Consider the following 23,831-nt stretch of genomic DNA (forward strand, 5'->3'; position numbering starts at 1 on the left):
GGTTGTGGCATTAAAAAATTTTACGTGGAATGGATCTAACTTTATGTGAAGAAGCTATTGATTTTGAAAATTTAAATACAGGTGTATTTCAGTTATTAAAAACACGTATTTATACATTGGTTTAATCGTACAGAAAGTTATAGAACTATACGTAAAAGAACTTGGAGATATCTAAGTTCTTTTTTATCTGGCTATTTGCCGGGCAGTAAGACCCCCACCTCAAAATTCAGCGGAAGCAAAGAAGTTAGGTGGGGGATCAACTGTCCGTAAAAGCCCGATTGGTGAGGGCTGATTAAAGTTTTACTTTATTTGTTTCAAATTTGTGAAAGAAAGCCATATATATTGAAATTAGTTTTTTTATATTCTATTATATACCCATACAGGTATAGGTTATTTGTGATGTGTTAGAAAATTAAATAATCAATAAGATGGAGGTTTGAAATATGTTCAGAAAAATAGTTGTAGTAGGCGGAGTTGCAGGCGGGGCATCAGTAGCTGCAAGGCTTCGTCGTTTAAGTGAGGAAGATGAAATTATTATGGTTGAGCGCGGTGAATACATTTCATTTGCAAACTGTGGATTGCCATATTATATTGGCGGTGTCATTACAGAAAGACAAAAGTTATTAGTACAAACTGTTGAAAGGATGTCAAAGCGTTTTAATTTAGATATACGTGTATTGAGTGAAGTGGTAAAGGTTAATAAAGAAGAGAAAACAATTACCATAAAGAATGTAACTACAAATGAAACATATAACGAGGAATATGATGTTTTGATTCTTTCACCAGGGGCGAAACCAATTGTTCCACCTATTCCGGGCATTGAAGAAGCGAAGGCGTTGTTTACGTTACGAAATGTACCTGATACAGATCGTATAAAAGCGTATATTGATGAGAAGAAACCACGTCATGCGACGGTTATTGGTGGAGGATTTATTGGAGTGGAAATGGTTGAGAATTTAAGAGAACGCGGGATTGAGGTTACTCTTGTAGAGATGGCAAATCAAGTGATGCCACCAATTGATTACGAAATGGCGGCATATGTACATGAGCATATGAAGGTGCACAATGTTGAGCTTGTTTTTGAAGATGGTGTAGATGCGTTAGAGGAGAATGGGACTGTTGTACGTTTAAAAAGTGGCTCAGTTATAAAAACAGATATGATTATTTTAGCAATTGGTGTACAACCAGAGAGTAGTTTAGCGAAAGATGCAGGATTAGCATTAGGAGTTAGAGGAACGATAAAGGTAAATGAGAAATTTCAAACATCTGACCCATATGTATATGCAATTGGTGATGCGATTGAAGTGAAAGATTTTGTTATAGAAACAGAAACGATGATTCCTTTAGCTTGGCCAGCTAATCGTCAAGGTCGCATGTTAGCAGATATTATTCATGGTCATACAGATTCTTTATATAAAGGTACGATGGGAACTTCTGTGGCTAAAGTTTTTGATTTAACAGTTGCTTCGACTGGAGTAAATGAGAAAATATTAAAACGATTAAATATACCCTATGAGGTAGTACATGTACAGGCAAATTCTCATGCAGGATACTATCCAAATGCTACGCCAGTGCTAATAAAATTAATTTTTAATAAAGATAGCGGAAAGATTTACGGAGCACAGGCTTTAGGACGTGACGGGGTAGATAAGCGTATAGATGTTATCGCGACGGCAATGAAGGCAAACTTAACAGTAATCGATTTACCGGATTTAGAATTATCATATGCCCCGCCGTATTCTTCTGCAAAAGATCCAGTAAACATGGTGGGGTATGCTGCAAGTAATATAGTAGATGGTTTTGTGGACACAGTGCAATGGCATGAAATAGATCACATTGTTGAAAATGGTGGGTACCTTATTGATGTTCGAGAGCCTAATGAACTAAAACAGGGAATGATTAAAGGCACTATTAATATTCCATTAGATGAATTACGTGATCGATTGGATGAAGTGCCAATGGACAAAGAAATATATATCACTTGTCAACTTGGTATGAGAGGGTATGTTGCAGCGCGTATGTTAATGGAAAAAGGATATAAGGTAAAGAATGTAGATGGTGGTTTTAAATTGTATGGGACAGTATTGCCAGAACGTGTTGTATATTGATATTTTTCATTTTCTACTTCAAGATTTAGTGGAAGATGAAAACCTATAGATTAAGGTTTTACTTTTTGTTTTGTGAACATATAAGGTGAAAATTAAAAATAGGGTTTACAAAATACCCTATAGGGTATAATATATTGTCATAGGTTATAAATAGTGACATAATGGTAATGAGGTGATTATACAATGGAATATAATCAAGACATGAAAAATAGATTAAAACGTATTGAAGGGCAAGTTCGCGGTGTGCTTCGTATGATGGAAGAAGGAAAAGATTGCCGAGAGGTTATTACACAGTTAACGGCATCTCGTTCTGCACTTGATCGTACAATTGGACTTGTTGTTGGGACAAATTTAGAGCAATGTTTGCGTGAGCAGTTTGAAAGCGGTAATGGTTCAAATGAAGAATTAATTAAAGAAGCTGTTCAATTACTTGTAAAAAGCCGATAATCTGTCAAACATAATTGTTGACAGATTTTCAAAAACACTTTAATATACCAGTACGGGTATATGTATGTGAATTATGGAGGAATCGACTATGAGTATAAAAGTGGATATGAATCTAGATTGTAAAGGTTTGGCTTGTCCGATGCCGATTGTAAAGACGAAGAAGGCGATGGAAGGATTGACGTCAGGGCAAGTGATTGAGGTTCAGGCAACAGATAAAGGGTCTATTGTGGATATACAAAGTTGGGCGAGTAAAGTAGGTCATCAATATATCGGGACGAAACATGAAGGTGATGTATTGATGCATTACGTTAGAAAAGCAAATGAGCATGAAATGAATGAAATAGTGAAATATCCTCATACAATTACGAATTCGGAAGTGGAAGAGATAGTATTAAGTGGTGAAGAGTGTATTGTAGTAGATGTTCGTGAAGCGGCGGAATTCGCTTTTGGTCATATTCCATCGGCTGTTTCCATACCGTTAGGAGAATTAGACAGTGCAGTGTTAGATCAAACGAAGCAAATTTATGTTGTTTGCCGAACTGGCAACCGTAGTGATGTAGCTTGCCACATGTTGAAAGAGAAAGGTTATGCAAATGTGAAAAATGTCATTCCAGGCATGTTAGAGTGGCAAGGGAATGTGGAAAAATAAAGTGAAACTTTAATCAGTGGGGTCTTACTGCCCATTAAAGCGGGATAAAATTTTTTAAACAAAAACATACCTATGGGGGTAATTAGATGAGTGTTAAAGCATTACAAGCAAAAGATGTTGCAGAGAAAGTTTTATTCGGGGAGTTGTTTATTTTAGATGTTCGTAATGAGACGGATTATGAAGATTGGAAAATTGAAGGAAAAGAAGTTACTTCAATAAATGTACCGTACTTTGATTTATTAGAGGGGGTAGATCATATTATCGGTGAACTACCTAAAGATAAAGATGTTTTAGTAGTATGTGCAAAAGAAGGATCTTCTATATTTGTGGCAGAGCAATTAACAGAGGCTGGATTAGAAAATATTTATTATTTATCTGGTGGTATGAAGGCTTGGAGTGAATATGTAAAGCCTATAAAAGTGGGAGATTTAAAAGATGGCGGAATTATGTATCAGTTTAACCGTCTTGGAAAAGGTTGCTTATCATATATGGTTATTTCAAACGGTGAAGCAGCAGTTATTGATGCAGTAAGAACAGTTGAAGCATACGAAGAGTTTGCGAAAGAGCATGGCGTTACGATTACGAATGTAATGGATACACATTTACATGCAGACCATATTTCTGGCGGACGTAAGTTAGCGGAAAAAGTAGGTGGTACGTATTGGTTGCCGCCAAAAGATGCAGAGGAAGTTGTGTTCTCATATAAACCGCTTGTTGAAGGATCTGTTATTACGGTGGGGGGTACTAAAATTGAAATTGACGCATTATACTCACCGGGGCATACGATTGGGAGTACGTCATTTATTGTAGATGATTCCTATTTATTATCAGGTGATATTTTATTTGTAGATTCAATTGGACGTCCAGACCTTGCTGGGAAAGCTGAAGATTGGGTAAGTGATTTACGTACTACTTTGTATAGCCGATATAAAGAACTATCTCAAAACTTAGTTGTGTTACCGGCTCATTATTCAAAAATAAGTGAAATGGACGAGAGTGGTATTGTTAGTGCTAAATTAAAAGATTTATTTGCGTATAATGCAGGATTAAATATTGAGGATGAGGGAGAGTTTCGTAAAGTTGTAACGGAGAATTTACCACCTCAGCCAAATGCTTACGAAGAAATTCGTCAAACGAATATGGGTAAAATTCATCCGAGTGCAGAGGAAGAACGTGAAATGGAGATTGGTCCAAATCGTTGTGCAGTTCATGAATAATAAAATAAATAAAACATGGAGGAATAGATGATGAATGTAAAACAAGTATTAGATGCAAAAGGATTAGCATGTCCAATGCCGATTGTAAGAACGAAGAAAGCGATGGATACTTTACAAACTGGAGAAGTGTTAGAAATACAGGTAACGGATAAAGGATCAGTGAAAGATATTCCAGCGTGGGCAAATAAAACTGGTCATGACATCGTAAAGCATGTAGAAGAAGCTGATGTGCTGAAGTTTTGGATTAAGAAGGCGTAGTGAAGCAATAGTTTTGTAAATATAGAGAGGTTGGTTATATGAACACAATATTAAGTACGCTTTTCATTATACTTGCTGCATGGTTTGTTATTTCACGATTTTTACCAGTGAAAGGTGTTCAAAATATAAATGGCAAAGAATTGAAAAGTATAGTGGGAAAAAAGGGGAAGTATTTTATTGATGTCCGTACAGTAGGTGAATATAGAGGGAATCATATGGAAGGCTTTCAAAATATCCCCCTAAATGATCTAGCAAGCAAGGCGAATCAATTAGATAAGAATAAGGAAGTAATCGTTATTTGCCAAAGTGGAATGAGAAGTAAGCAAGCAGCAAAGATATTGAAAAAACTAGGGTTTCAGCAAGTAATAAACGTTTCAGGTGGTATGAATAGTTTGTGAGGAGGGACTTTAAAATGAAAGAAATGACTACAAAAGAATTAGAAGAAAAATTGTTGCGTAAAGAAGTGGTAAATATTGTGGACGTACGTGAAGTAGAAGAAGTAGCTGAAGGGAAAATTCCAGAAGCATGTAATATTCCACTAGGACTATTAGAGTTTCGTATGCATGAATTAAATAAAAATCAGGAATATATTATCGTTTGTCGTTCAGGCGGGAGAAGTGCAAGAGCTGTTCAATTTTTAGAAAGTTACGGTTTTCGAGTAATCAATATGGTAGGCGGTATGTTAGCTTGGGAAGGAAAAGTAGAATAGGGAGAAACAATTTTTTATAAATAAAAAAATACCCCTATAGGTAATTGGAGGAGGAACAATATGGAACAACAGAAGAAAACGACAATCGTGTTATTTAGCGGAGATTACGATAAAGCAATGGCTGCTTATATTATTGCAAATGGTGCAGCGGCGTATGATCAAGAGGTAACTATTTTTCATACTTTCTGGGGATTAAATGCTTTAAGGAAAGATGAACATGTGAATGTAAAGAAAACATTTATAGAAAAAGTATTTGGAAAAATGATGCCACGCGGTGCTGATAAGATGGGGTTATCTAAAATGAATTTTGCTGGTATGGGACCAAAGATGATTAAAGGCATTATGAAAAAACATAATGCAATGCCTTTGCCAGATTTAATTGATTTGGCAAAGGAACAGGGGATTAAACTTGTAGCTTGTCAAATGACAGTAGATTTATTAGGGTTAAAAGAGGAAGAGATTATGGAAGGGGTAGAGTTTGCAGGTGTAGGGGCATATTTAGCAGATGCTTCGGATGGGAATGTGAACTTATTCATTTAAATCACCTTCTTTTTAGAAGGAGGGGGATGTAAGGTGAGTTTAGTATTATTACTTTTTATAATTGGGTTTATAGGATCGTTTATATCAGGAATGGTTGGAATTGGCGGTGCGATTATTAACTATCCAATGATTTTATACATTCCAGTACTGTTAGGATTTACTGGCTATACGTCTCATGAAGTGAGCGGTATTACAGCGGTACAAGTATTCTTTGCAACTTTTGCAGGTGCGTGGGCATATCGGAAAAGTACTGATATGAATAAAACGTTAGTTGTGTATATGGGAGCTAGTATATTAATAGGAAGTTTTATAGGAAGTTTTAGTGCAAATCTATTAGATGAACATGCTGTAAATGTTGTTTATACAGTATTAGCGACCATTGCAGCTATGATGATGTTTGTACCGAAGAAAAATAATAGCGGAGCAATTAATTATAATAAATGGTTAGCAAGTGTGTTAGCGTTTATTGTAGGAGGTGTTTCGGGCATTATTGGAGCTGGCGGTGCATTTCTTTTAGTTCCTATTATGCTAGTTATTTTAAAATTACCATTGCGCATGACGATAGCAACATCTATCGCTATTACGTTTATTTCTTCAGTAGGGATTACGACTGGAAAAATGATTACTGGACAAGTAGTTGTGATTCCAGCTCTAATTATTGCGGTTGCAAGTATATTTGCTGCGCCACTTGGAGCACGAGTCGGGAAGAGGATAAATCAAAAAGCACTACAATATATGTTATCGATTTTAATTGTAGGCACCGCTGTTAAAATGTGGGTCGATATGCTATCAAAATAAAAGGATGGTGCTGCTTACAGCCCATCCTTTTATTTATTACCCGTAAACCCCACGGATTATAGTTTTAATTTATGCCCAAATAACTTTCATTAAGTTTTTATACTCGTCATTTGCTAATTTATATAGCATTCTTGTATGTTCAAAGACAAGTGCTGGATTAAAATTTGGTTCTGAGAATGCAAGAGATGTTGAAATATCAATTGCATTTTGCTTGTTTAATGTGAATTTTGCAAAGCGATAAGATGTATTTAATTCATTGATGACATGTAAAATATCATTTGTTGATGTTGCATCAGGCACGTGAGCAACATTGAAGCAGTATATATCCACCGTAGGATGTTCGTTTTGGAAAGCAGCGATAAGTTGAATTTTTGCGCCAGCTTCAGTCTCTAATCCTACTGAAAAATGAACAGAGCCATCATTTTCATCTATATTTTCTTCCATGTATATATCGTTGGATTTTAAGTAGTCTTTAAAATCTGAGATGTTATGTTTTACTGCAGCTTTCATATGTATGAGCCCCCTGATAATTGGAATAGATTGCTACTATTTATTATAATTTAAAAATATTAAAAAAGATAGTTAGAAAGTTCTGATTTTTGTATTTGGAAGAATAAAAGAAGCGGTTCTCTACCTCCATAGAGAACCGCTTCTATATTATTCATTGTCATTAGACGATGTTTCTGTACCTTCACTACTATTTTCATTTTTGCTTGATTTGTGCTCGTTCTTATTTTCAGACTTAGATTCTTTTGTCTTTTTCGAATCAGAGTCTGAGTCAGACTTTGTATATGCAGGTAGTCCAAGATGAGTACGAAGTTCATTTGTAACATTAGCTAATTCTTTTTTATCTGGATTGTAATAGTAAGTTCGACCACCACCAGCAGATTTGCTACAAGTATCGTCACCTTTTGCCATATAGCAATCATCACCTTGGATTTGTAATTTCTCAATTTCCGAATCCGATCCATATTTATAGAATGAAAGCATATCATCAAATGTTAAGTTTGTAACGAATTGTCCGTTAATATCATCAATGATGCTGCCAACTTTTGTTACAGAACCAACACTTGTTAGTTTCTTTAAAATAGCCTCGATAACGAGTTGTTGACGTTGTCCACGCATTGCATCACTATCGATGTGTCTTGTTCTAGCAAGAGCAAGAGCTTCTTCGCCATTTAACTTTTGAACACCTTTTTCTAGGTGAATTGCCTCAGCATTATCATTGCTATCTTGCTCAGTAAATTCAACTGGTACATCAACTTCAACACCGCCCAAGTCATCGACGATTTTTATAAATGATTTAAAGTTAAATTTCACAAAATAATCAACAGGAACATTCATTAATTTTTCAACTGCATCAATGCTTGCTTGTGGTCCACCATTTTTTCCATTTTTAGCAGAACCGAATGCATGAGCGTGTGTAATTTTATCTTTTTTCTTTTCTATTGGAATATAAGTATATGTGTCACGTGGGATACTTAATAGTTTAACAGTTTTGCTATCTTTATTAAATGTTGCAAGTAAAAGCGCGTCTGTTCTTATAGCTTCACCATATTCTTTTCCACGGACATCGCTTTCATCAACACCCATTATTAAAACAGAGACATTGTTTGTAATAGGTTTTACAGCTTTATCTCGTAAATCAGATTTATCACCGCGTGCTAAATCGTGTGCGGCATTTCGAACAGCAGAAGATGCTTTATTTACTAAAAACCAAGTATAACCGCCGCCTATTAATAAAACGAATAGTATAGCGCTTATAATAATTTTTATTTTTTTCTTATTTTTTTTCGGTTTATTGCGTGTATTTTCTTGCAAAGATGGGTTTTGCTCCATTTCCTGTACTCCTTCATTTGGATTGAAATACGACACTCATATCCACTTATTATAATGAAATTTAGCGAAAAAAAACATTACAAATCATTTACATTTCGTAAAAATTCAATTTATTTATAAAAAGTCAGATTTTCTATATGTTATTTTTTAGATGTAGAATAAGTATAAGGGCTTTTAGTAGAAATGAAAATATATATTATGAGAAAGTGATAGGGAAGTAAGATTTGTTGAAATATAGCCAAGAAGAAATGAGTAAGCTTACTTATTTCTTCTATATAATAAAGAAGAATTTGACGGATAAAGGAGAGAGCATAATGAATCATACATCATTCCGAGCAATCATTGTGAACGAAAAGGAAAATCATCAGTTTGTAAGAAAAGTTGTTGAGAGAGAAGTAAGTAGTTTACCTGAGGGAGACGTATTCATACAAGTTCATTATTCTTCATTAAATTATAAAGATGCTCTTTCAGCTACTGGTAATAAAGGTGTTACGAGAACATATCCTCATACGCCAGGAATTGATGCAGCAGGAGTGGTTATAAGTAGTAAAGATGCTACCATTAAGGCAGGAGATCAAGTCATTGTAACGGGATATGATTTAGGAATGAATACTTCTGGTGGTTTCGGAGAGTATATTCGCGTGCCATCATCTTGGATTGTCCCTTTACCAGAGGGAATGTCATTAAAGGAAAGTATGATGTACGGAACAGCAGGTTTTACAGCGGCTTTATCAGTATATAAGCTTATGAGAGCAGGTATAACCCCTAGTATGGGGGATGTTTTAGTAACGGGTGCTACAGGCGGCGTAGGGAGTGTAGCTGTTAGTATATTAAGTAAGTTAGGGTTTAACGTAGTAGGAGCGACAGGGAAAATGGAAGAGGAAGATATGCTACTACGTCTAGGCGCGAAAAAAGTGATTCATCGCGTGGAATTGAATGATGAATCAGGAAGACCAATGTTAAAAGGGATATACGCGGGGGTTATCGATACTGTAGGTGGACGTATGTTAGAAACAGCTTTAAAAACAGTAAAGTATGGTGGTTGTGTAACGACATGCGGTAATGTGGCAGGTCAGCAATTACAAACAACGGTATATCCGTTTATTTTACGAGGCATAAGCCTTTTAGGGATAGATTCTGTGCAATGTCCAGCAGATGTGAGAAGTGATGTGTGGACGCTTTTAGCGAATGAATGGGGAAATAAAGAGTTACTATCTTATACAGAGGAATGTACATTAGAAGAACTAGAGAAGAAGTTTGTACTTATATTGCAAGGAAAGTTAAAAGGAAGAACAGTTGTTAAAATATAATGAAAAAAGAGACGCTTAAGTTAGCGTCTCTTTCTTATCATAATGATTGTTTTAAATTGATTTTACCTTGTTCACCTAAAACACCATCAGCAATATTTACAGCATGATCACCAATGCGCTCTAAGTTACTTACCATATCAACGAAGATGATACTTGCATCACCTGAACAGCTACGTTCGTTCAGACGTAATACGTGACGTTTACGAAGAACACGTTCCATTTGATCGATTTTACGTTCTTTTGCAATAACAGTTTGAGCTAGTTCAGTATCGAAGTTTGTTAAAGCTTCAACTGAGTCTTGCAGTGTTGAAATAGTTAATTCTAGCATTTCGTTTAATTCAGCTAATGCTTCATCTGATAGTGAAACACGGTTTGAAATTTGGAAATCTACAAGTTCTACAAGGTTTTCTACATGATCACCGACACGTTCAATATCTCCAACAACACCTGCTAAAACGGAATGTTTTTCAGAATCCGTAGGTGAAAGTGGCTTTTCTGATAGTAAAACTAAATACTCGGTAATTTTTTTATCTAAATTGTTAATAGCTCCTTCTAATTGAGTAGCCATGTCAGCGTGTTTTTTATCTTGTGTGTTCAAAAATTGGTTTGCTTCTTTTAATCCATGTAATGAAAACTCAGCCATACGAATAATCTCTTTTTGTGCTTCTGTTAATGCGATAGCAGGAGATTGTTCAATAAAGATTGGATTTAAATGTTGCGGTTTGAAGTCAATAGCTGCATCTTCCCCGCGAATAATTTTTGTTACAATCCATGCTAATACTGCAATAAACGGAAATTGAATAATAGTATTCGTTACGTTAAACGTTCCATGTGCAAATGCAATTGTCATTTCTGGATTCAAGTTTAATGACGTTTGGAAGTATAGAATTAAATTTGTAAAAGGTATTAATAAAATTGTAAAGATGATTGTACCGACGATATTAAAGATAACGTGAACTAATGCTGCGCGTCTTGCAGCAATTGAAGTACCGATTGCTGCTAATACAGCTGTAATTGTTGTACCGATGTTATCACCAAACAATACAGGAAGGGCAGCTTGTAAATCGATTGCACCTTGACCGAATAGTTCTTGTAAAATACCGATTGTTGCACTTGAACTTTGTACAATTAAAGTAAAGACTGTACCAACAACAATACCTAAAATTGGATTATCACTCATGCTAACTGTTAATTCTTGGAATGATTCTAAAGAGCGAAGAGGTTTCATGCCTGTGCTCATTAATTCTAAACCGAAGAATAACATACCAAAACCGAATATAACTTGACCTAAAGAATGTACTTTTTTATTTTTAAAGAAGAATAGTAAGATTGCTCCAACTGCCATAATTGGAAGAGCATATTCTCCGATTTTAATTCCGATAATAAATGCAGTAACCGTCGTACCGATGTTTGCACCCATAATAACACCGATTGCTTGTCTTAATGTCATAAATCCGGCACTTACAAGTCCGACTGTTAAAGCGGTTGTTCCTGAACTGGATTGGATTAATACAGTAACTAACATACCAGCTAGTACACCCATTAGTGGGTTTGTTGTAAAGCGATCTAGAATATCGCGAAGACGATCTCCAGCTGCTTGTTGCAGTCCATCGCCCATGTATTTAATCCCGAATAAGAAAATACCTAATCCACCAATGAACTGGAAGATCATATCTTGAACATTATATTCCACGCATTCCACTCCTTAAATTTCATGTACGATGTAATTATTAACTGAACCTTGAGTTACTGTAAACGGTTTGCTAGTAAAATTTACACTAAATTTACAAAGAGAAGAAAAGTTTACAATCCCTTAAAGAAACAGCTGTATTTTATTGGTTTACATCTTATTTAAATCTTAATTTTGTAAAGAAATCACACTTTTTAGAATAATATTGTTCAGTCGAATATCAAGGAAAGCGTCTGCGAGTTCATCGTATATTTTTTGAGGAAAGTTAAAAAAATATGTAGGAAAATGCATGTAGTTTTATAATAGCAAAGCGAGGAAAAACAATTTTTTTAACACGATAAAAAAGCCACTGAATTATCCAGCAGCTTTTTCCGTGTTTTTATCGCCATGCTTTTGTTTTCTTATGCTTGTAATGTAAATGAAGAGAAAAGCAATAAGTAATAGAGAGGAGTAACGATATACAGTTGCATAGTTTGTAAAGTGAGCAATAAATCCAAATATAATTGCTCCAGCGCCTATTCCAAGGTCAAATGCGGAGAAAAATGTAGCAGTTGCTACGCCGCGTCGATGGGGTGCTACGCGGTCAATCATCCATGCTTGTAGTGCAGGTTGGATCGCTCCAAAACCACTTCCGTAACATGCTGCAGCAATAATTAAGCTCGGAATTGTCGTCGTATACGACAATAAAATAATGCCTGTAAACGTTATAATAACTCCCGGAATGATGACGAATGTATGCCCTTTCGCATCATATAGCTTTCCAGAGAATGGACGAGTCACAGCGATTGCTAGTGCGTTACATAAAAAGAAGAGACTAATATCAGCTATGCCGACTTCTGTAGCAAATAGTGTGATAAAACTTCCGATTCCTCCGTACATTAATGTAATACATAATATTAATAATGAAGGAAGTAAAGCTTTACGCTCAATAAATCCATCGAGAAAAGTACTAGATGATTGTTGTGGCGGCTGTTTCGTTTTTTGGATTTGAAGTAGCTTCGTTAATATTAATGAAACAATTGTGCACGATAATGCACATAAAAAAAGAATTGTGAAATTATATGTTTGCATAAGCCATAGTCCGATAAGTGGACCGAGGGCCATTGCAATTGTTCCAGAAAGGCCAAAATATCCCATGCCTTCTCCGCGGCGAGCTGAGGGAATTAAATCAGAAACGACAGTTCCATATGTAGTCGTTGTAATACCGAAACCAGCTCCGTGTAAAATACGAACAGCAAGCAAGAGAAAGATTGTTGAGGCGAAAAGGTAACTGCCCATAGCGAGTAAACAAATAGCAGTACCGATCATTAAAATGATTTTTTTATTAAATTTTTGCAAGGCGTTCCCAGTTAGCGGTCTAACAAAAAGTGCCGCAACGGTAAACATGCCGACAACAAATCCGATATTGGAACTTGTGCCACCAATTTCTTTCACATAAACAGGTAAGGTTGGAATTAACATTTGAAACCCTAAAAACATACATAAGTTTGCAAAAATTAAAGCAACAAACTCTTTTGTCCATAACGGCTCTCGTTTTACGAGTATTGCTTCTCCCATATATTCATCCCCTATATAAAATTTTCCCGCTATTAACGGGCAGTAAAACTCCCACCTCAAAATCGGACTGGAGCAAAGAAGTTAGGTGGGAGATCAACTGCCCGTAAATGCCCGATTGGTTCAACTAATAATCAGTGGGGGATGAACCCCCCCTCACTGATTAAAGTTTCACTTTATCTCTTTTCTTTCGAGTATATGTATTGGCCAATGAAACAGTCAAGGAAGGTGTCTTGAAAACGGATAACAATTTTTAAGATGAAAAACTGACAAATTTGTGTAAAAGCTACACAACTATGAAAAAAAGATGTAAAGTATAGATGTATAGACTTGTAGGTGTTAAGAATGATAGAAATTATTTTTTCTTTAAAGAAAGCGGATTCAAAAGAGTAGTGAACAAGAAGGGGATATATACTTTTTCACTACATATATTTGAAAAGGTTTACAATATGATGAAGAAAGAGGCGTGTACATATGAGACGATTAGGTATTTCTATTTATCCAGAACATTCAACAGTAGAGAAAGATAAGGAGTATTTAACATTAGCAAGTAAATATGGATTTACACGTGTGTTCACATGTTTATTATCTGTGGATGGAGAAAAGGAGAAAATTATAGAAGAATTTAAAGAAACGATCTCTCATGCGAATGCATTAGGGTTCCAAGTATTAGTTGATATTAGTCCATCTGTTTTTGAACAATTAGGTATTTCGTATAATGATTTATCATTCTTCCATGAATTAGGTGCGTACGGTATTCGTTTAGATGTCGGTTTCTCAGGATTAGAAGAATCAATTATGACTTATAATGCATATGGTTTGAAAATTGAGATTAATATGAGTAATGGTACGAAGTATGTAGATAACATTATGAGTCATAGACCAAATCGTGAAAATTTAATTGGTTGTCATAATTTTTATCCGCATCGTTATTCAGGGTTATCATACGATCATTTCATTAAATGCTCGAAACAATTTAAAGATTACGGTATGAGAACGGCTGCTTTTATTTCATCATTTGATGCAACATACGGACCTTGGCCAGTAACAGAAGGGTTATGTACATTAGAGCAGCATCGTGAATTACCGATGACAACACAGGCGAAGCATTTATTCGCGACGGAATTAATTGATGATGTTATTATTGCAAACGCATATGCGTCAGAAGAAGAATTACAAGCACTAGGTGCATTAAATAAAGAAAAACAAGCATTTGATATAGAACTATATGATACAACGACAGAACTAGAAAGAATTATCGTATTAGACGAACCACATTTTTATCGAGGAGATGTATCTGAATATATGATTCGTTCTACACAAAGTCGTGTGAAATATAAAAAAGAAGAGTTTAACCCTCATAATACGCGCGAAATTAAGCGTGGAGATTTATTAATTGACAATGAGCAATATGGCCAGTATAAAGGTGAATTACAAATTGCATTAAAAGATATGGTGAATACAGGAAAAACAAATGTAGTTGGTCGAATTGTAGAAGAAGAGATTTTCTTACTAGACTATTTACAAGCATGGGATAAATTCGGATTCACATTAAAGAAATAGAGAGAATATAAAGGGGAAAAACTACTGATTTCAGCAGCGTTTCCCCCTTTATATATAAAGAGCGAGAGGAAGAGCTATGACAAAGGTGCATCAGCGATTAATTTCTATTTTAGAGGAATTTTTAGAAGAGAAATCGATGTTAAATCGAGCTTTTTTAGCGGGCCGTTTACATGTATCAACGAAGACGATTCAAAAGGATATAAAATTATTAAATGATATATTGGAAGAAAACGGAGCGAAAATCGAATCGCAAAGAGGGAATGGGTACGAATTAGAAATTATACAAAAGAAGAAATTTGAAGACTTTTGTGTGAGTCTATTTCAAAAACAGACGGAAAAGATCCCAACTTCTTATGAAGAAAGAATAGCGTACATTCTGCAGCGTGTTTTAATGACAGAGGAATATGTGAAGCTTTCAGAATTAGCGGAAGAGATGTATGTGAGCAAATCAACGGTCAATTTAATTATGAAAGATGTTACAGATATATGTGGTCGCTATAAATTACAAATTGAGAAGAGACCGTATTATGGTATACGTATTGTTGGAGAGGAATTTAATATTCGTTCTTGTTTATCACAATATGGTTTCCCGCGTTATGACCATACTCCGTTTCATGAGCAATTTGAGCAGACGGAGACATATTTATCGCTACCTCATATATCACTCATTCGTTCAATTATATTAAAGTATATTGAAGGCGGAACAATATATTTATCTGATATAGAAATTGATAATTTAGTCATTCATATTGCAATTGCATTAAAGCGTTGTCAAAGTCAACATTATATGAAAGGACTACATGCGGAGCAATCAGAACTTATAATAAAGAAAGAATATACAATTGCGAAGCAGATTTTAGGAGATTTAGAGAAAGAGTTAAAATTTTCATTTCCAGAAGAAGAAGTATTATATGTGACGATGCATTTATTAAGTACTGCTGTTACAACGAGAGGTCGCTATGAAAATGTAGAAGAGCTATTAGGGAAAGATATATATGCATTTATGCAACATATTCTTTTTAAAGTAGCGGAAGAACGGAATCTTATTTTTTATTATGATGAAGAATTATTATTTGGATTTGGTATTCATTTAAAAACGTTATTAAATCGTTTGAAGTATAAGTTAAATACGAGGAATCCTCTTTTGGCAGAAGTGAAAAAGAATTATCCGTATGCTTTTGAAGTTGCGGTTCTTGTTGGAGATATCATTGGTGAATATATGGGTGAATCGATTCCTGAAAGTGAAATTGGTTATATTGCAATTCACTTCGGCGGAGCGATGAGCCGTTTGCAGGAGCAGAATCAAAAGAAAAGATGCTTATTAGTTTGTGCGACTGGTCAAGGGAGTGCACAACTATTAAAATATAAAATTTTATCACAGTTCCGAGATAAATTAGAGATTGTAGGTATTACAGGCTATTATCAATTGAAAGTAGAAGATCTTTATAAAGAAAAAATAGATTGTATTATTAGTACGATTCATATACCGAGTGGCTTGCCTGTTCCAGTTATAAAAGTGAATTCAATATTTGATGATAAAGAGATTAAATCGATTGGTCAGCGATTGTTTACGCATGTGAATACTAGTGTGCAGCCTTATATTAAGGAAGATTTAATCTTTTTAAATCATAGTGCTTCTACGAAAGAGGATGTTATTCAGTTTTTATGTGAGAAAGCTGCTGAGAAACGCTATGTACCAAAAAACTTTTATGCTTCTGTTATGGAAAGAGAAAATACGTCTCCGACAGCGGTTGGGAATTCAGTTGCAATCCCGCATCCGATGCAGTTATTAAGTGAGGAAACTTTTTTGATGTTTTGCACACTTGAAAAGGCTGTTGATTGGGGAGATAAAAAAGTACAAGTAATTATTTTATTTAGTGTAAAGCGCAATAATAATGAAGATTTGCAAAGGCTTTATGATTTTTTATATGATATTATGTCTAGTCAAACTACGATAGAGAAACTTACTCAGACCGAGTTAATTGAAGATTTTCAAGAGATTTTATTATCATTTTGAAAAAGTATATAAAAACTTCCGTTACATAACGGAAGTTTTTTATGTTTAATTGTATGCGTTTTCATAATAAGATAAAAACATAGAAAACATATAGCTTGGGGGAATTTAAAATGGCTGATATGCAAACTCCATTTGCATTAATTTTACATGGTGGCAATGCGAGAAGTGCGGCGCTTGAAGCAATTGCTTTTGCAAGACAAGGAGATTTCGGGAATGCCAGTGAAAAGATGAAACTTGCTAGTGAGGAAATTTCATCAGCTCATCGCATTCAAACGGATTTAATTCAAGAAGAGGCAAGAGGAAATCATGCAGAAATCAGTTTACTGTTAGTGCATGCGCAAGATCATTTAATGAATGCAATTACAGTAAAAGAACTGGCTGAAGAATTTATTGCTCTTCATAAACGAGTAGAAGAGAAAGTGACAGTATAAGATGTACATTTTATTATGTTGTGCAGCAGGTATGTCAACGAGTATGGTCGTAAGAAAAATGCAAGAAGAGGCAAAGAAACAGGGGAAGAATTATAAAATTAAGGCAGTTGATTCAGAACTAGTGAAGCTTGAAATTAAGGAAGCCGATGTCGTTTTAATTGGCCCACAGGTGAAATATTTATTTCCAGCTGTAGAGTTTCTTGCAAATTCATACAATATACCAGTTGCGATCATAGACCAACGAGATTATGGAATGTGTGATGGTTTGAAAGTGCTTAAGCAAGCGGAACAATTAGTTTTAGCATAATTATATCTTTTTAAATATAAACATTATAATGTTATAAAGTTTATTTCATTCTTTTATAGTAGAGAGGAAGAGGAGGGCTATTGATGAATGGGTTTATGAGTTTTATGGAACAAAAGATTATGCCAACAACGCAAAAAATTGCAGGACAACGACATTTATTAGCAATTCGAAACGGGGTTATTTCTACATTACCGTTAACGATTGTCGGATCATTTTTCGTTATCTTTTTAAATTTACCAATTGATGCATATATGGAGTGGATTGCACCGTTTCGCCATATTTTAGATATTCCGTTCCGATTTACAGTAGGTTTAATGGCGTTATACGCAGCATTTGGGGTAGGAGCTTCACTCGCAAACTTTTATCAGCTCAATCAGTTAAGTGCAGGGTTGTTATCTGTACTCGCCTTTTTACTAGCATCAGTTGAACCAATTCAAATTACGAAAGCTGTACCAGGTGTTATTGATGCAGGTAGATACATTTCAGTAGGAACATTAAGTGCAACATCTTTATTCGGCGCAATCGTTACAGCATTAATTGCAGTAGAAATTTACCACTTTATGATTAAGCATAATATCTCGATTAAATTACCAGACAGTGTACCACCAGCAGTTTCAAATTCGTTTGCAGCATTAATTCCAACTTTAGTCGTTATTCTTTTATTCTGGGGTATTCGTTACGGTTTAAAATTTGATGTAAATACAACAATCACATATTTAATCGCACCACTAAAATCAGTATTAGTAGGAAATAATTTATTCGGCGGTTTATTAACAGTATTCTTAATCGTGTTCTTCTGGTCATTCGGTATACATGGCCCTGCGATTTTAGGACCAATTATTCGTCCGATGTGGGATTCAGCAATTCTTGAAAATATGGAAGTATTCACAGCTACAGGAAATGCACATCAATTACCAAACTTATTTACAGAGCAATTTATTCAATGGTTCGTATGGATCGGTGGATCGGGCTCGACGTTAGCTTTAGTTATTATGTTTATGTTCTCTAAATCTAAGTTCTTAAAAGAGTTAGGTAGATTATCATTCGTGCCAGGCTTATTCAATATTAACGAACCAATTATTTTCGGGGCACCAATTGTAATGAACCCAATCTTAATTATTCCTTTCGTTATTACACCGTTAGTGACAACGACAGTATCATATTTCGCAGTTGTTTCAGGTATGATTCCGCTGATGATGGCGAAATTGCCATTTACGATGTTAGCGCCAATTGCAGCGGTGATTAGTACGGACTGGACAATTATGGCTGGTGTACTTGTACTTGTTAACTTTGTTATCTCATTCGTTATTTACTATCCATTCTTCAAAATGTATGAGAAACAACAAATAGCAGGAGAGGAGAAAACAGAATGCTCGGAGCAATTATCATCTTAATTACATTCGTAGCGGGGCAGTGTATTGCACATTATTCAAAATGGGTACAAAGTAAATCTTTATTAGTGTTACTACTAATATCAGTTTTATTTATCGGTTGTTCAATGGGTGCTTATGTAATGTTAGGGTTACAATCACCGTACGTAATTATTGTACCAACGATTTTATGTGCAACATGTTTATCTGCAAAATATAGATTTACGAGCATGGCATTAATACAACGTGTGAAGGAGATGCAAAAGCATGGAGCGTAAATTAGGAATTTCACTTTATCCAGAGCATTCAACGAAAGAAAAAGATATGGCATACATTTTGGCAGCGGCACGCCACGGTTTTTCAAGAATATTCACATGTCTATTATCTGTGAATCGTCCGAAAGAAGAAATTGTAGCTGAATTTAAAGAAATTATTAATCATGCAAAAGATAATAATATGGAAGTTATTTTAGATGTAGCTCCGGCGGTATTTGATCAACTTGGTATTAGCTATAGCGATCTATCATTCTTTGCAGAGTTAGGTGCAGATGGTATCCGTTTAGATTTAGGTTTCGACGGTTTAACAGAAGCGAAAATGACGAATAATCCGTACGGCTTAAAAATTGAACTGAACGTAAGTAACGATATTGCATACTTAGAAAATATCCTTTCGCATCAGGCAAATAAACCAGCTTTAATTGGTTGCCATAACTTTTATCCGCAAAAATTCACTGGTCTTCCGTATGATTATTTCATTCGCTGTAGTGAACGCTTTAAAAAACACGGTATTCGCACGGCAGCATTTATTACGTCACATGCAGCTAACATCGGTCCATGGGATATTAATGACGGATTATGTACGCTAGAAGAGCATCGTAACTTGCCGATTGAAGTACAAGCGAAACACTTATGGGCGACAGGGCTTATTGATGACGTTATTATCGGAAATGCCTATGCGAGTGAAGAAGAGTTAGAGAAACTAGGAAACTTAAATCGTTACATGTTACAGCTAAAGGTAAATTTTGTAGACGAAGCGACTGAAGTAGAGAAGAAAGCGACACTGCAAGAATTACATGTAAGACGCGGCGACATAACAGAATATATGGTGCGTTCTACAGAAGTACGTAAAAAGTATAAAGACTATGACTTCCCAGTGCGCGAAAGTGTATTACAGGAAAGAGGGCAAGTTGTAATTGGAAACAACTCATTTGGTAAGTATAAAGGTGAACTTCAAATCATTCTAAAAGAAATGCCGATAGATGAACGGAAAAATATTGTCGGTACAATTGCAGAAGAAGAGTTATTCTTACTAGATTATGTAGGAGCTTGGACACAGTTTACTTGTGTGGAATAGGGTAGGGCAGGAGAGGATGCTATGACATCCTCTTTTTTCTGTTGAAATAGTAATCTCTCGTATATAGAATGCAAAGAGATAGATTTAATTTAGACGGGAGAGAAGGAGATGGAAAGGTGTATAGATGATTTATTAAGGGGGATAGCTGATGAAGAGACAGATATATGGCATCGTGCGTATGATGAAGCAAAAGCGTTAAATGACTTATTAATTTTTCCTTATTTACAGGGGAAGTTAAGCAAAGCAAAAAAGGTATCTATGAAGAAAGATATTTATTATTTAATGACGAAACTTGCTATTAATACGAAAGAAATTTGTATTGCAGATTATCTTATAGATTGTTTGGAATATGAAGACAGTCCGACTTTGTTAAGTGAATTGCTTAGTAATATTTATACATTACCAGTAGTAAGTAGTACAAATAAAATTATTCCTTATATTTATCATAAAAACGATAGTGTTCGTTTTTTACATAAGTTTGTTGATCGTGAAGAAGTTTTAAAGACATTTGATAAAGTGTACAAAAAACGAGGGAATTTATTTATGTCAGAGCGAAAGTGGCTTCGAGACAACATTGCTTACTTTCAAGAGAAAGATAGAATGTGAGAATCATAAAAAAAGAGTCAGCCTCAATAATAAGACTGACTCTTTTTTATATGGTAACTAGTTTAATACTTTAACTGTAACTGTTTTACGTCCCCAGTTACTAGATGTGCCTTTATCTGGCATTAAAACATCGATTTTATTTCCTTTAATAGCTCCACCAGTATCACCAGCGATTGCTACTCCGTAACCTTCAACCCATACTTTTGAACCTAATGGAATGACACTTGGGTCAACTGCAATAAGTTTCATGTTTGGATTAGCTGTTAAGTTGTGACCTAAAGCTGATTTTACTTGGTCGCCTGCTTTATAACCATTTTCAAGTGGATCTGCTGTGTAAGCAGTTGCTACAACGCGTAGTTCACGAGAAGATGATGGTGCACTTGTTTCAGTTTCTTTTGCAACAGGTTGTTGTGTAGCAGGTTTTTGAGCTTTAGCCGCTTCACGAGCTTTAGTTGTCTCTTGAGCTTTAGCTGCCTCACGAGCTTCAGCTGCTTCTTGAGCTTTAGCTGCTTCACGAGCTTTAGCTGCCTCTTGAGCTTTAGCCGCTGCTTGAGCTTCAGCTGCTTCTTGAGCTTTAGCTGCTTCACGAGCTTTAGCTGCTTCTTGAGCTTTAGCTTCTGCTTGAGCTTCAGCTGCTTCTTGAGCTTTAGCTGCTTCTTGAGCTTTAGCTGCTTCTTGAGCCTTAGCTGCTTCACGAGCTTTAGCTGCTTCTTGAGCCTTAGCTTCTGCTTGAGCTTCTGCCGCTTCACGAGCTTTAGTTGCTTCTACTGCTTTAGCTTTTGCTTGAGTTTCAGCTACTTCCTGAGCTTTAACTGCTTCACGAACTTTAGCTGTATCTTGAACTTTAGTTGTTTTTTCAACTTTAGCTACTGGTTGAACTTTAACTGGTGCTTTACCTGTTAAGTAAGGAACATGAACATAAGCTGTTTTTCCGTTATATTCAAATTGAATCCAATCATTTTGTACTTGGTGTGTTGTTTCAATTACATCATCTTTTTTCAACTTACCAAGAATCTCTGAGTCTGTGTTTGCTCCAGCACGTACGTTTAATACGTTTGCTGTTACGTAGTAAGTGTCTTTTGTATAGTCAGCGCTTATGAAAGCTTCTTTACCGCTATTCAATTGAACTTTTGACCAACCATTTTCTGTATGTAAAACATTTACTTTATATCCATCTAATAATTTTCCTACAACTTTTGATTCAGTAGTTGGGTTTTCTCGTACGTTTAGTACGTCAGTCGTTACGATTGTTTCTGCTTTAGCAGATGTTGTGAAAATCCCAAGACCAAAAACCGCTGCTGTTGCTATACCCATAAATTTTTTCATAATAGCCTCCATTGCATTTGTTTTCGTTGACCTCATTATAGCAACCATTATTTTCTTATTTGCGAAAAACATAAAATTACAAAGCTTTCGTAACGGGGCATTAATATTCTGTAACAATTCCATAAATATCCTGATAGCGCTTCCTTGTTGTTTTTTGGCGTATTAGGGCATATGAAACACAAAATGAGTAGCATTTCAATTACTGTAACGTTAATAATGTTACAGTAATATTTCTTGATGATATCTATGGTATTACAAAAGTAGCGTATTTTACTGTTTGAATGGAAATTTAGTTATGAAACGATAATCTTTTTAGGCGTGAAAATATATAAATGAGGTGAAATTTAATAAAATATCGATATAATTGTTACAAAATCAGTCGAAGTATGGAAAAAATTACGCCTTGATTTTCGTCTGTTACATAGTATTTTTGCAATAATAGAATTAGATAATAGCCTTAGTACCTATAAATAATGAAGAGTATTAGAATGATAGTTGTAACGTGAAACATATATAATAGAAGAAACTCAATTTAGTAGATGAATAAAAAACGTAGGAGTTTACACTCCTACGTTTTTTATTCATATCGTAAACATTCAATTGGATCCAGTTTTGCAGCTTTGTTAGCTGGTAGTAGACCGAATATAATACCAATTAACATAGAGATACCTACTGCAAGAAGTCCAAGTTCTTTTGAGACAACGAGTGGCCATCCGGCAAAGATGGAGACGATCCAAGCGAAGAAGATGCCGAGCATGAATCCGATGAAACCACCTAGTCCTGTTAAAATACAAGATTCAATTAAGAATTGTGTTAATACTTTACCACGCGTTGCACCAAGTGCTTTACGAATACCAATTTCACGTGTACGTTCTGTTACAGATACAAGCATGATGTTCATTACACCGATACCACCAACAAGTAAGGAGATAGCAGCAATACCACCGAATACCATTTTCATCATACCGATAGATTCGTCTAATTGCTTCGTAAATTCACCTAAGTCCTGTGCTTTGAATTTATTTTCAAATTTAGGAGATTTCATTTCGTTTAAAACAGAAACGGCTTGTTTTTCTACACTTTTACGCTCTGTTGGGGAGGTCATTGTTAATTTTACAGAGTCATACTCAGTTACTCCTGAAATGACAGGGACATTTTCAAGTGACGTATACCCTTCAGCCATAGCCATTCCGAATTCATTTTTCGTTTCGTACACACCGACTACCTTATACGGCTTTCCTTTTATATCAGTGTATAAATTTGATTCCCAACCATTAAATAATTTATTGAAAGCTTCTTCATTTAATATAACAGCAGGAATTGCTTGTGTTAATTCGCTGTCGTTTAATTCGCGACCGTGAACTAATTTTATTTTCGAATCTGTCATGAAGTCGCCTGTTCCACCTATTAAATCAAGCGAGACATCTTTTGAACCAGAAGCTGCTTTTACTTTCATACGTACATCTGGATACACATCCTTAACGCCTGGAACAGTTTGAAGACGTTTTAGCATATCAGCTGTAATTTTGGCAATATCTGTTCCATAGTCAGAGTTATCGTAGTAAATCGTTATTTCATTATCTTTTCCTTGGCCTAATTCTTTTTTAAACTTTGCGTTTGTACCATCACCCATTGAAATGATAGTAATGATAGCGCTAATACCGATAATAATACCTAACATCGTTAAGATAGAACGCATTTTATGAGCAAAGATAGAGGAAAGGGCCATGCGTATATTT

General features: G+C 35.3%; 24 protein-coding genes. 18 read left to right on the forward strand and 6 right to left on the reverse strand.

Going from position 1 to position 23,831, the window contains the following annotated elements; genetic code table 11:
* Positions 1–443: 443 nt before the first annotated feature.
* From cdr to ACTFRH_RS00375, 9 genes are all read left to right on the forward strand, one after another.
* Positions 444–2,108, forward strand: a complete 1,665-nt coding sequence (gene cdr, locus ACTFRH_RS00335) for a CoA-disulfide reductase (protein ID WP_000488696.1) — start codon at positions 444–446, stop codon at positions 2,106–2,108.
* 183 nt (positions 2,109–2,291) lie between these two features.
* Positions 2,292–2,555 carry a metal-sensitive transcriptional regulator gene (locus tag ACTFRH_RS00340; protein ID WP_000456206.1) on the forward strand — a complete coding sequence of 88 codons (264 nt, stop codon included), beginning with the start codon at positions 2,292–2,294 and terminating at the stop codon, positions 2,553–2,555.
* A gap of 73 nt (positions 2,556–2,628) precedes the next feature.
* Positions 2,629–3,204: a sulfurtransferase TusA family protein gene (locus tag ACTFRH_RS00345; RefSeq protein ID WP_151522913.1), complete on the forward strand. Its 576-nt coding sequence runs from the start codon at positions 2,629–2,631 to the stop codon at positions 3,202–3,204.
* Positions 3,205–3,290: 86 nt separating this feature from the next.
* A complete protein-coding gene (locus ACTFRH_RS00350) occupies positions 3,291–4,421 on the forward strand; it encodes an MBL fold metallo-hydrolase (protein ID WP_000111566.1) in 1,131 nt (376 codons plus the stop codon).
* A gap of 27 nt (positions 4,422–4,448) precedes the next feature.
* Positions 4,449–4,679: a sulfurtransferase TusA family protein gene (locus ACTFRH_RS00355; RefSeq protein WP_003300082.1), complete on the forward strand. Its 231-nt coding sequence runs from the start codon at positions 4,449–4,451 to the stop codon at positions 4,677–4,679.
* A gap of 38 nt (positions 4,680–4,717) precedes the next feature.
* Positions 4,718–5,077: a rhodanese-like domain-containing protein gene (locus tag ACTFRH_RS00360; protein WP_001092303.1), complete on the forward strand. Its 360-nt coding sequence runs from the start codon at positions 4,718–4,720 to the stop codon at positions 5,075–5,077.
* A gap of 14 nt (positions 5,078–5,091) precedes the next feature.
* Positions 5,092–5,388, forward strand: a complete 297-nt coding sequence (locus ACTFRH_RS00365) for a rhodanese-like domain-containing protein (protein ID WP_000661812.1) — start codon at positions 5,092–5,094, stop codon at positions 5,386–5,388.
* A gap of 60 nt (positions 5,389–5,448) precedes the next feature.
* Positions 5,449–5,928: a DsrE/DsrF/DrsH-like family protein gene (locus ACTFRH_RS00370; RefSeq protein ID WP_000437741.1), complete on the forward strand. Its 480-nt coding sequence runs from the start codon at positions 5,449–5,451 to the stop codon at positions 5,926–5,928.
* A gap of 33 nt (positions 5,929–5,961) precedes the next feature.
* Entirely contained in the window at positions 5,962–6,726 is a 765-nt protein-coding gene (locus ACTFRH_RS00375) for a sulfite exporter TauE/SafE family protein (protein ID WP_000060623.1), read from the forward strand.
* A gap of 69 nt (positions 6,727–6,795) precedes the next feature.
* Here ACTFRH_RS00375 and ACTFRH_RS00380 read toward each other — a convergent pair whose 3' ends face one another.
* Together ACTFRH_RS00380 and ACTFRH_RS00385 are read right to left on the reverse strand one after the other, a co-directional pair.
* Positions 6,796–7,236: a hypothetical protein gene (locus ACTFRH_RS00380; protein WP_000642362.1), complete on the reverse strand. Its 441-nt coding sequence runs from the start codon at positions 7,234–7,236 to the stop codon at positions 6,796–6,798.
* Positions 7,237–7,383: 147 nt separating this feature from the next.
* Positions 7,384–8,565 carry an LCP family protein gene (locus ACTFRH_RS00385; RefSeq protein WP_000437394.1) on the reverse strand — a complete coding sequence of 394 codons (1,182 nt, stop codon included), beginning with the start codon at positions 8,563–8,565 and terminating at the stop codon, positions 7,384–7,386.
* 314 nt (positions 8,566–8,879) lie between these two features.
* Between ACTFRH_RS00385 and ACTFRH_RS00390 the strand changes: the two genes are divergently transcribed.
* The gene (locus ACTFRH_RS00390) at positions 8,880–9,875 is read left to right on the forward strand and encodes a YhdH/YhfP family quinone oxidoreductase (RefSeq protein ID WP_001016952.1); all 996 of its coding nucleotides are present in this window, start codon (positions 8,880–8,882) and stop codon (positions 9,873–9,875) included.
* Between the two features lie 37 nt (positions 9,876–9,912).
* Here the strand turns inward: ACTFRH_RS00390 and ACTFRH_RS00395 are convergent, their stop codons facing one another.
* Positions 9,913–11,568 carry a Na/Pi cotransporter family protein gene (locus tag ACTFRH_RS00395; protein WP_000456252.1) on the reverse strand — a complete coding sequence of 552 codons (1,656 nt, stop codon included), beginning with the start codon at positions 11,566–11,568 and terminating at the stop codon, positions 9,913–9,915.
* 351 nt (positions 11,569–11,919) lie between these two features.
* Positions 11,920–13,122 carry an MFS transporter gene (locus ACTFRH_RS00400; protein WP_000503239.1) on the reverse strand — a complete coding sequence of 401 codons (1,203 nt, stop codon included), beginning with the start codon at positions 13,120–13,122 and terminating at the stop codon, positions 11,920–11,922.
* Between the two features lie 471 nt (positions 13,123–13,593).
* Here ACTFRH_RS00400 and ACTFRH_RS00405 point away from each other — a divergent pair, with 471 nt between their 5' ends.
* The 8 genes from ACTFRH_RS00405 (at position 13,594) to ACTFRH_RS00440 (ending at position 20,766) form a co-directional block, all read left to right on the forward strand.
* Positions 13,594–14,682 (forward strand): DUF871 domain-containing protein, encoded by a 1,089-nt coding sequence (locus ACTFRH_RS00405; RefSeq protein WP_001253346.1) that lies wholly within the window; start codon positions 13,594–13,596, stop codon positions 14,680–14,682.
* Positions 14,683–14,758: 76 nt separating this feature from the next.
* A complete protein-coding gene (locus ACTFRH_RS00410; RefSeq protein ID WP_000169787.1) occupies positions 14,759–16,699 on the forward strand; it encodes a BglG family transcription antiterminator in 1,941 nt (646 codons plus the stop codon).
* A 110-nt stretch (positions 16,700–16,809) separates the two neighbouring features.
* Entirely contained in the window at positions 16,810–17,130 is a 321-nt protein-coding gene (locus ACTFRH_RS00415) for a PTS lactose/cellobiose transporter subunit IIA (RefSeq protein WP_000774633.1), read from the forward strand.
* 1 nt (position 17,131) lies between these two features.
* Positions 17,132–17,437: a PTS sugar transporter subunit IIB gene (locus ACTFRH_RS00420; RefSeq protein ID WP_000275642.1), complete on the forward strand. Its 306-nt coding sequence runs from the start codon at positions 17,132–17,134 to the stop codon at positions 17,435–17,437.
* Positions 17,438–17,520: 83 nt separating this feature from the next.
* Positions 17,521–18,831, forward strand: coding sequence for a PTS sugar transporter subunit IIC (locus ACTFRH_RS00425; RefSeq protein WP_001013058.1), 1,311 nt, complete (start codon positions 17,521–17,523; stop codon positions 18,829–18,831).
* Positions 18,807–19,085, forward strand: a complete 279-nt coding sequence (locus ACTFRH_RS00430) for a hypothetical protein (protein ID WP_000900030.1) — start codon at positions 18,807–18,809, stop codon at positions 19,083–19,085. Before ACTFRH_RS00425 ends, ACTFRH_RS00430 begins: the two co-directional genes overlap by 25 nt.
* Complete coding sequence (locus ACTFRH_RS00435; protein WP_000440029.1) at positions 19,075–20,160, forward strand: DUF871 domain-containing protein; 1,086 nt, start codon at positions 19,075–19,077, stop codon at positions 20,158–20,160. Before ACTFRH_RS00430 ends, ACTFRH_RS00435 begins: the two co-directional genes overlap by 11 nt.
* A gap of 108 nt (positions 20,161–20,268) precedes the next feature.
* Positions 20,269–20,766, forward strand: a complete 498-nt coding sequence (locus ACTFRH_RS00440; protein ID WP_000438975.1) for a hypothetical protein — start codon at positions 20,269–20,271, stop codon at positions 20,764–20,766.
* Between the two features lie 57 nt (positions 20,767–20,823).
* On the opposite strand, the gene entC is transcribed toward ACTFRH_RS00440, so the two are convergent.
* Positions 20,824–22,215 (reverse strand): cell wall-binding protein EntC, encoded by a 1,392-nt coding sequence (gene entC, locus ACTFRH_RS00445; protein WP_440048805.1) that lies wholly within the window; start codon positions 22,213–22,215, stop codon positions 20,824–20,826.
* A 454-nt stretch (positions 22,216–22,669) separates the two neighbouring features.
* The gene (locus ACTFRH_RS00450; RefSeq protein ID WP_003300097.1) at positions 22,670–23,821 is read right to left on the reverse strand and encodes an ABC transporter permease; all 1,152 of its coding nucleotides are present in this window, start codon (positions 23,819–23,821) and stop codon (positions 22,670–22,672) included.
* Positions 23,822–23,831 lie beyond the last annotated feature (10 nt).

The organism is Bacillus cereus group sp. MYBK216-1 (genome assembly GCF_051916495.1).
Classification (GTDB): domain Bacteria; phylum Bacillota; class Bacilli; order Bacillales; family Bacillaceae_G; genus Bacillus_A; species Bacillus_A thuringiensis_K.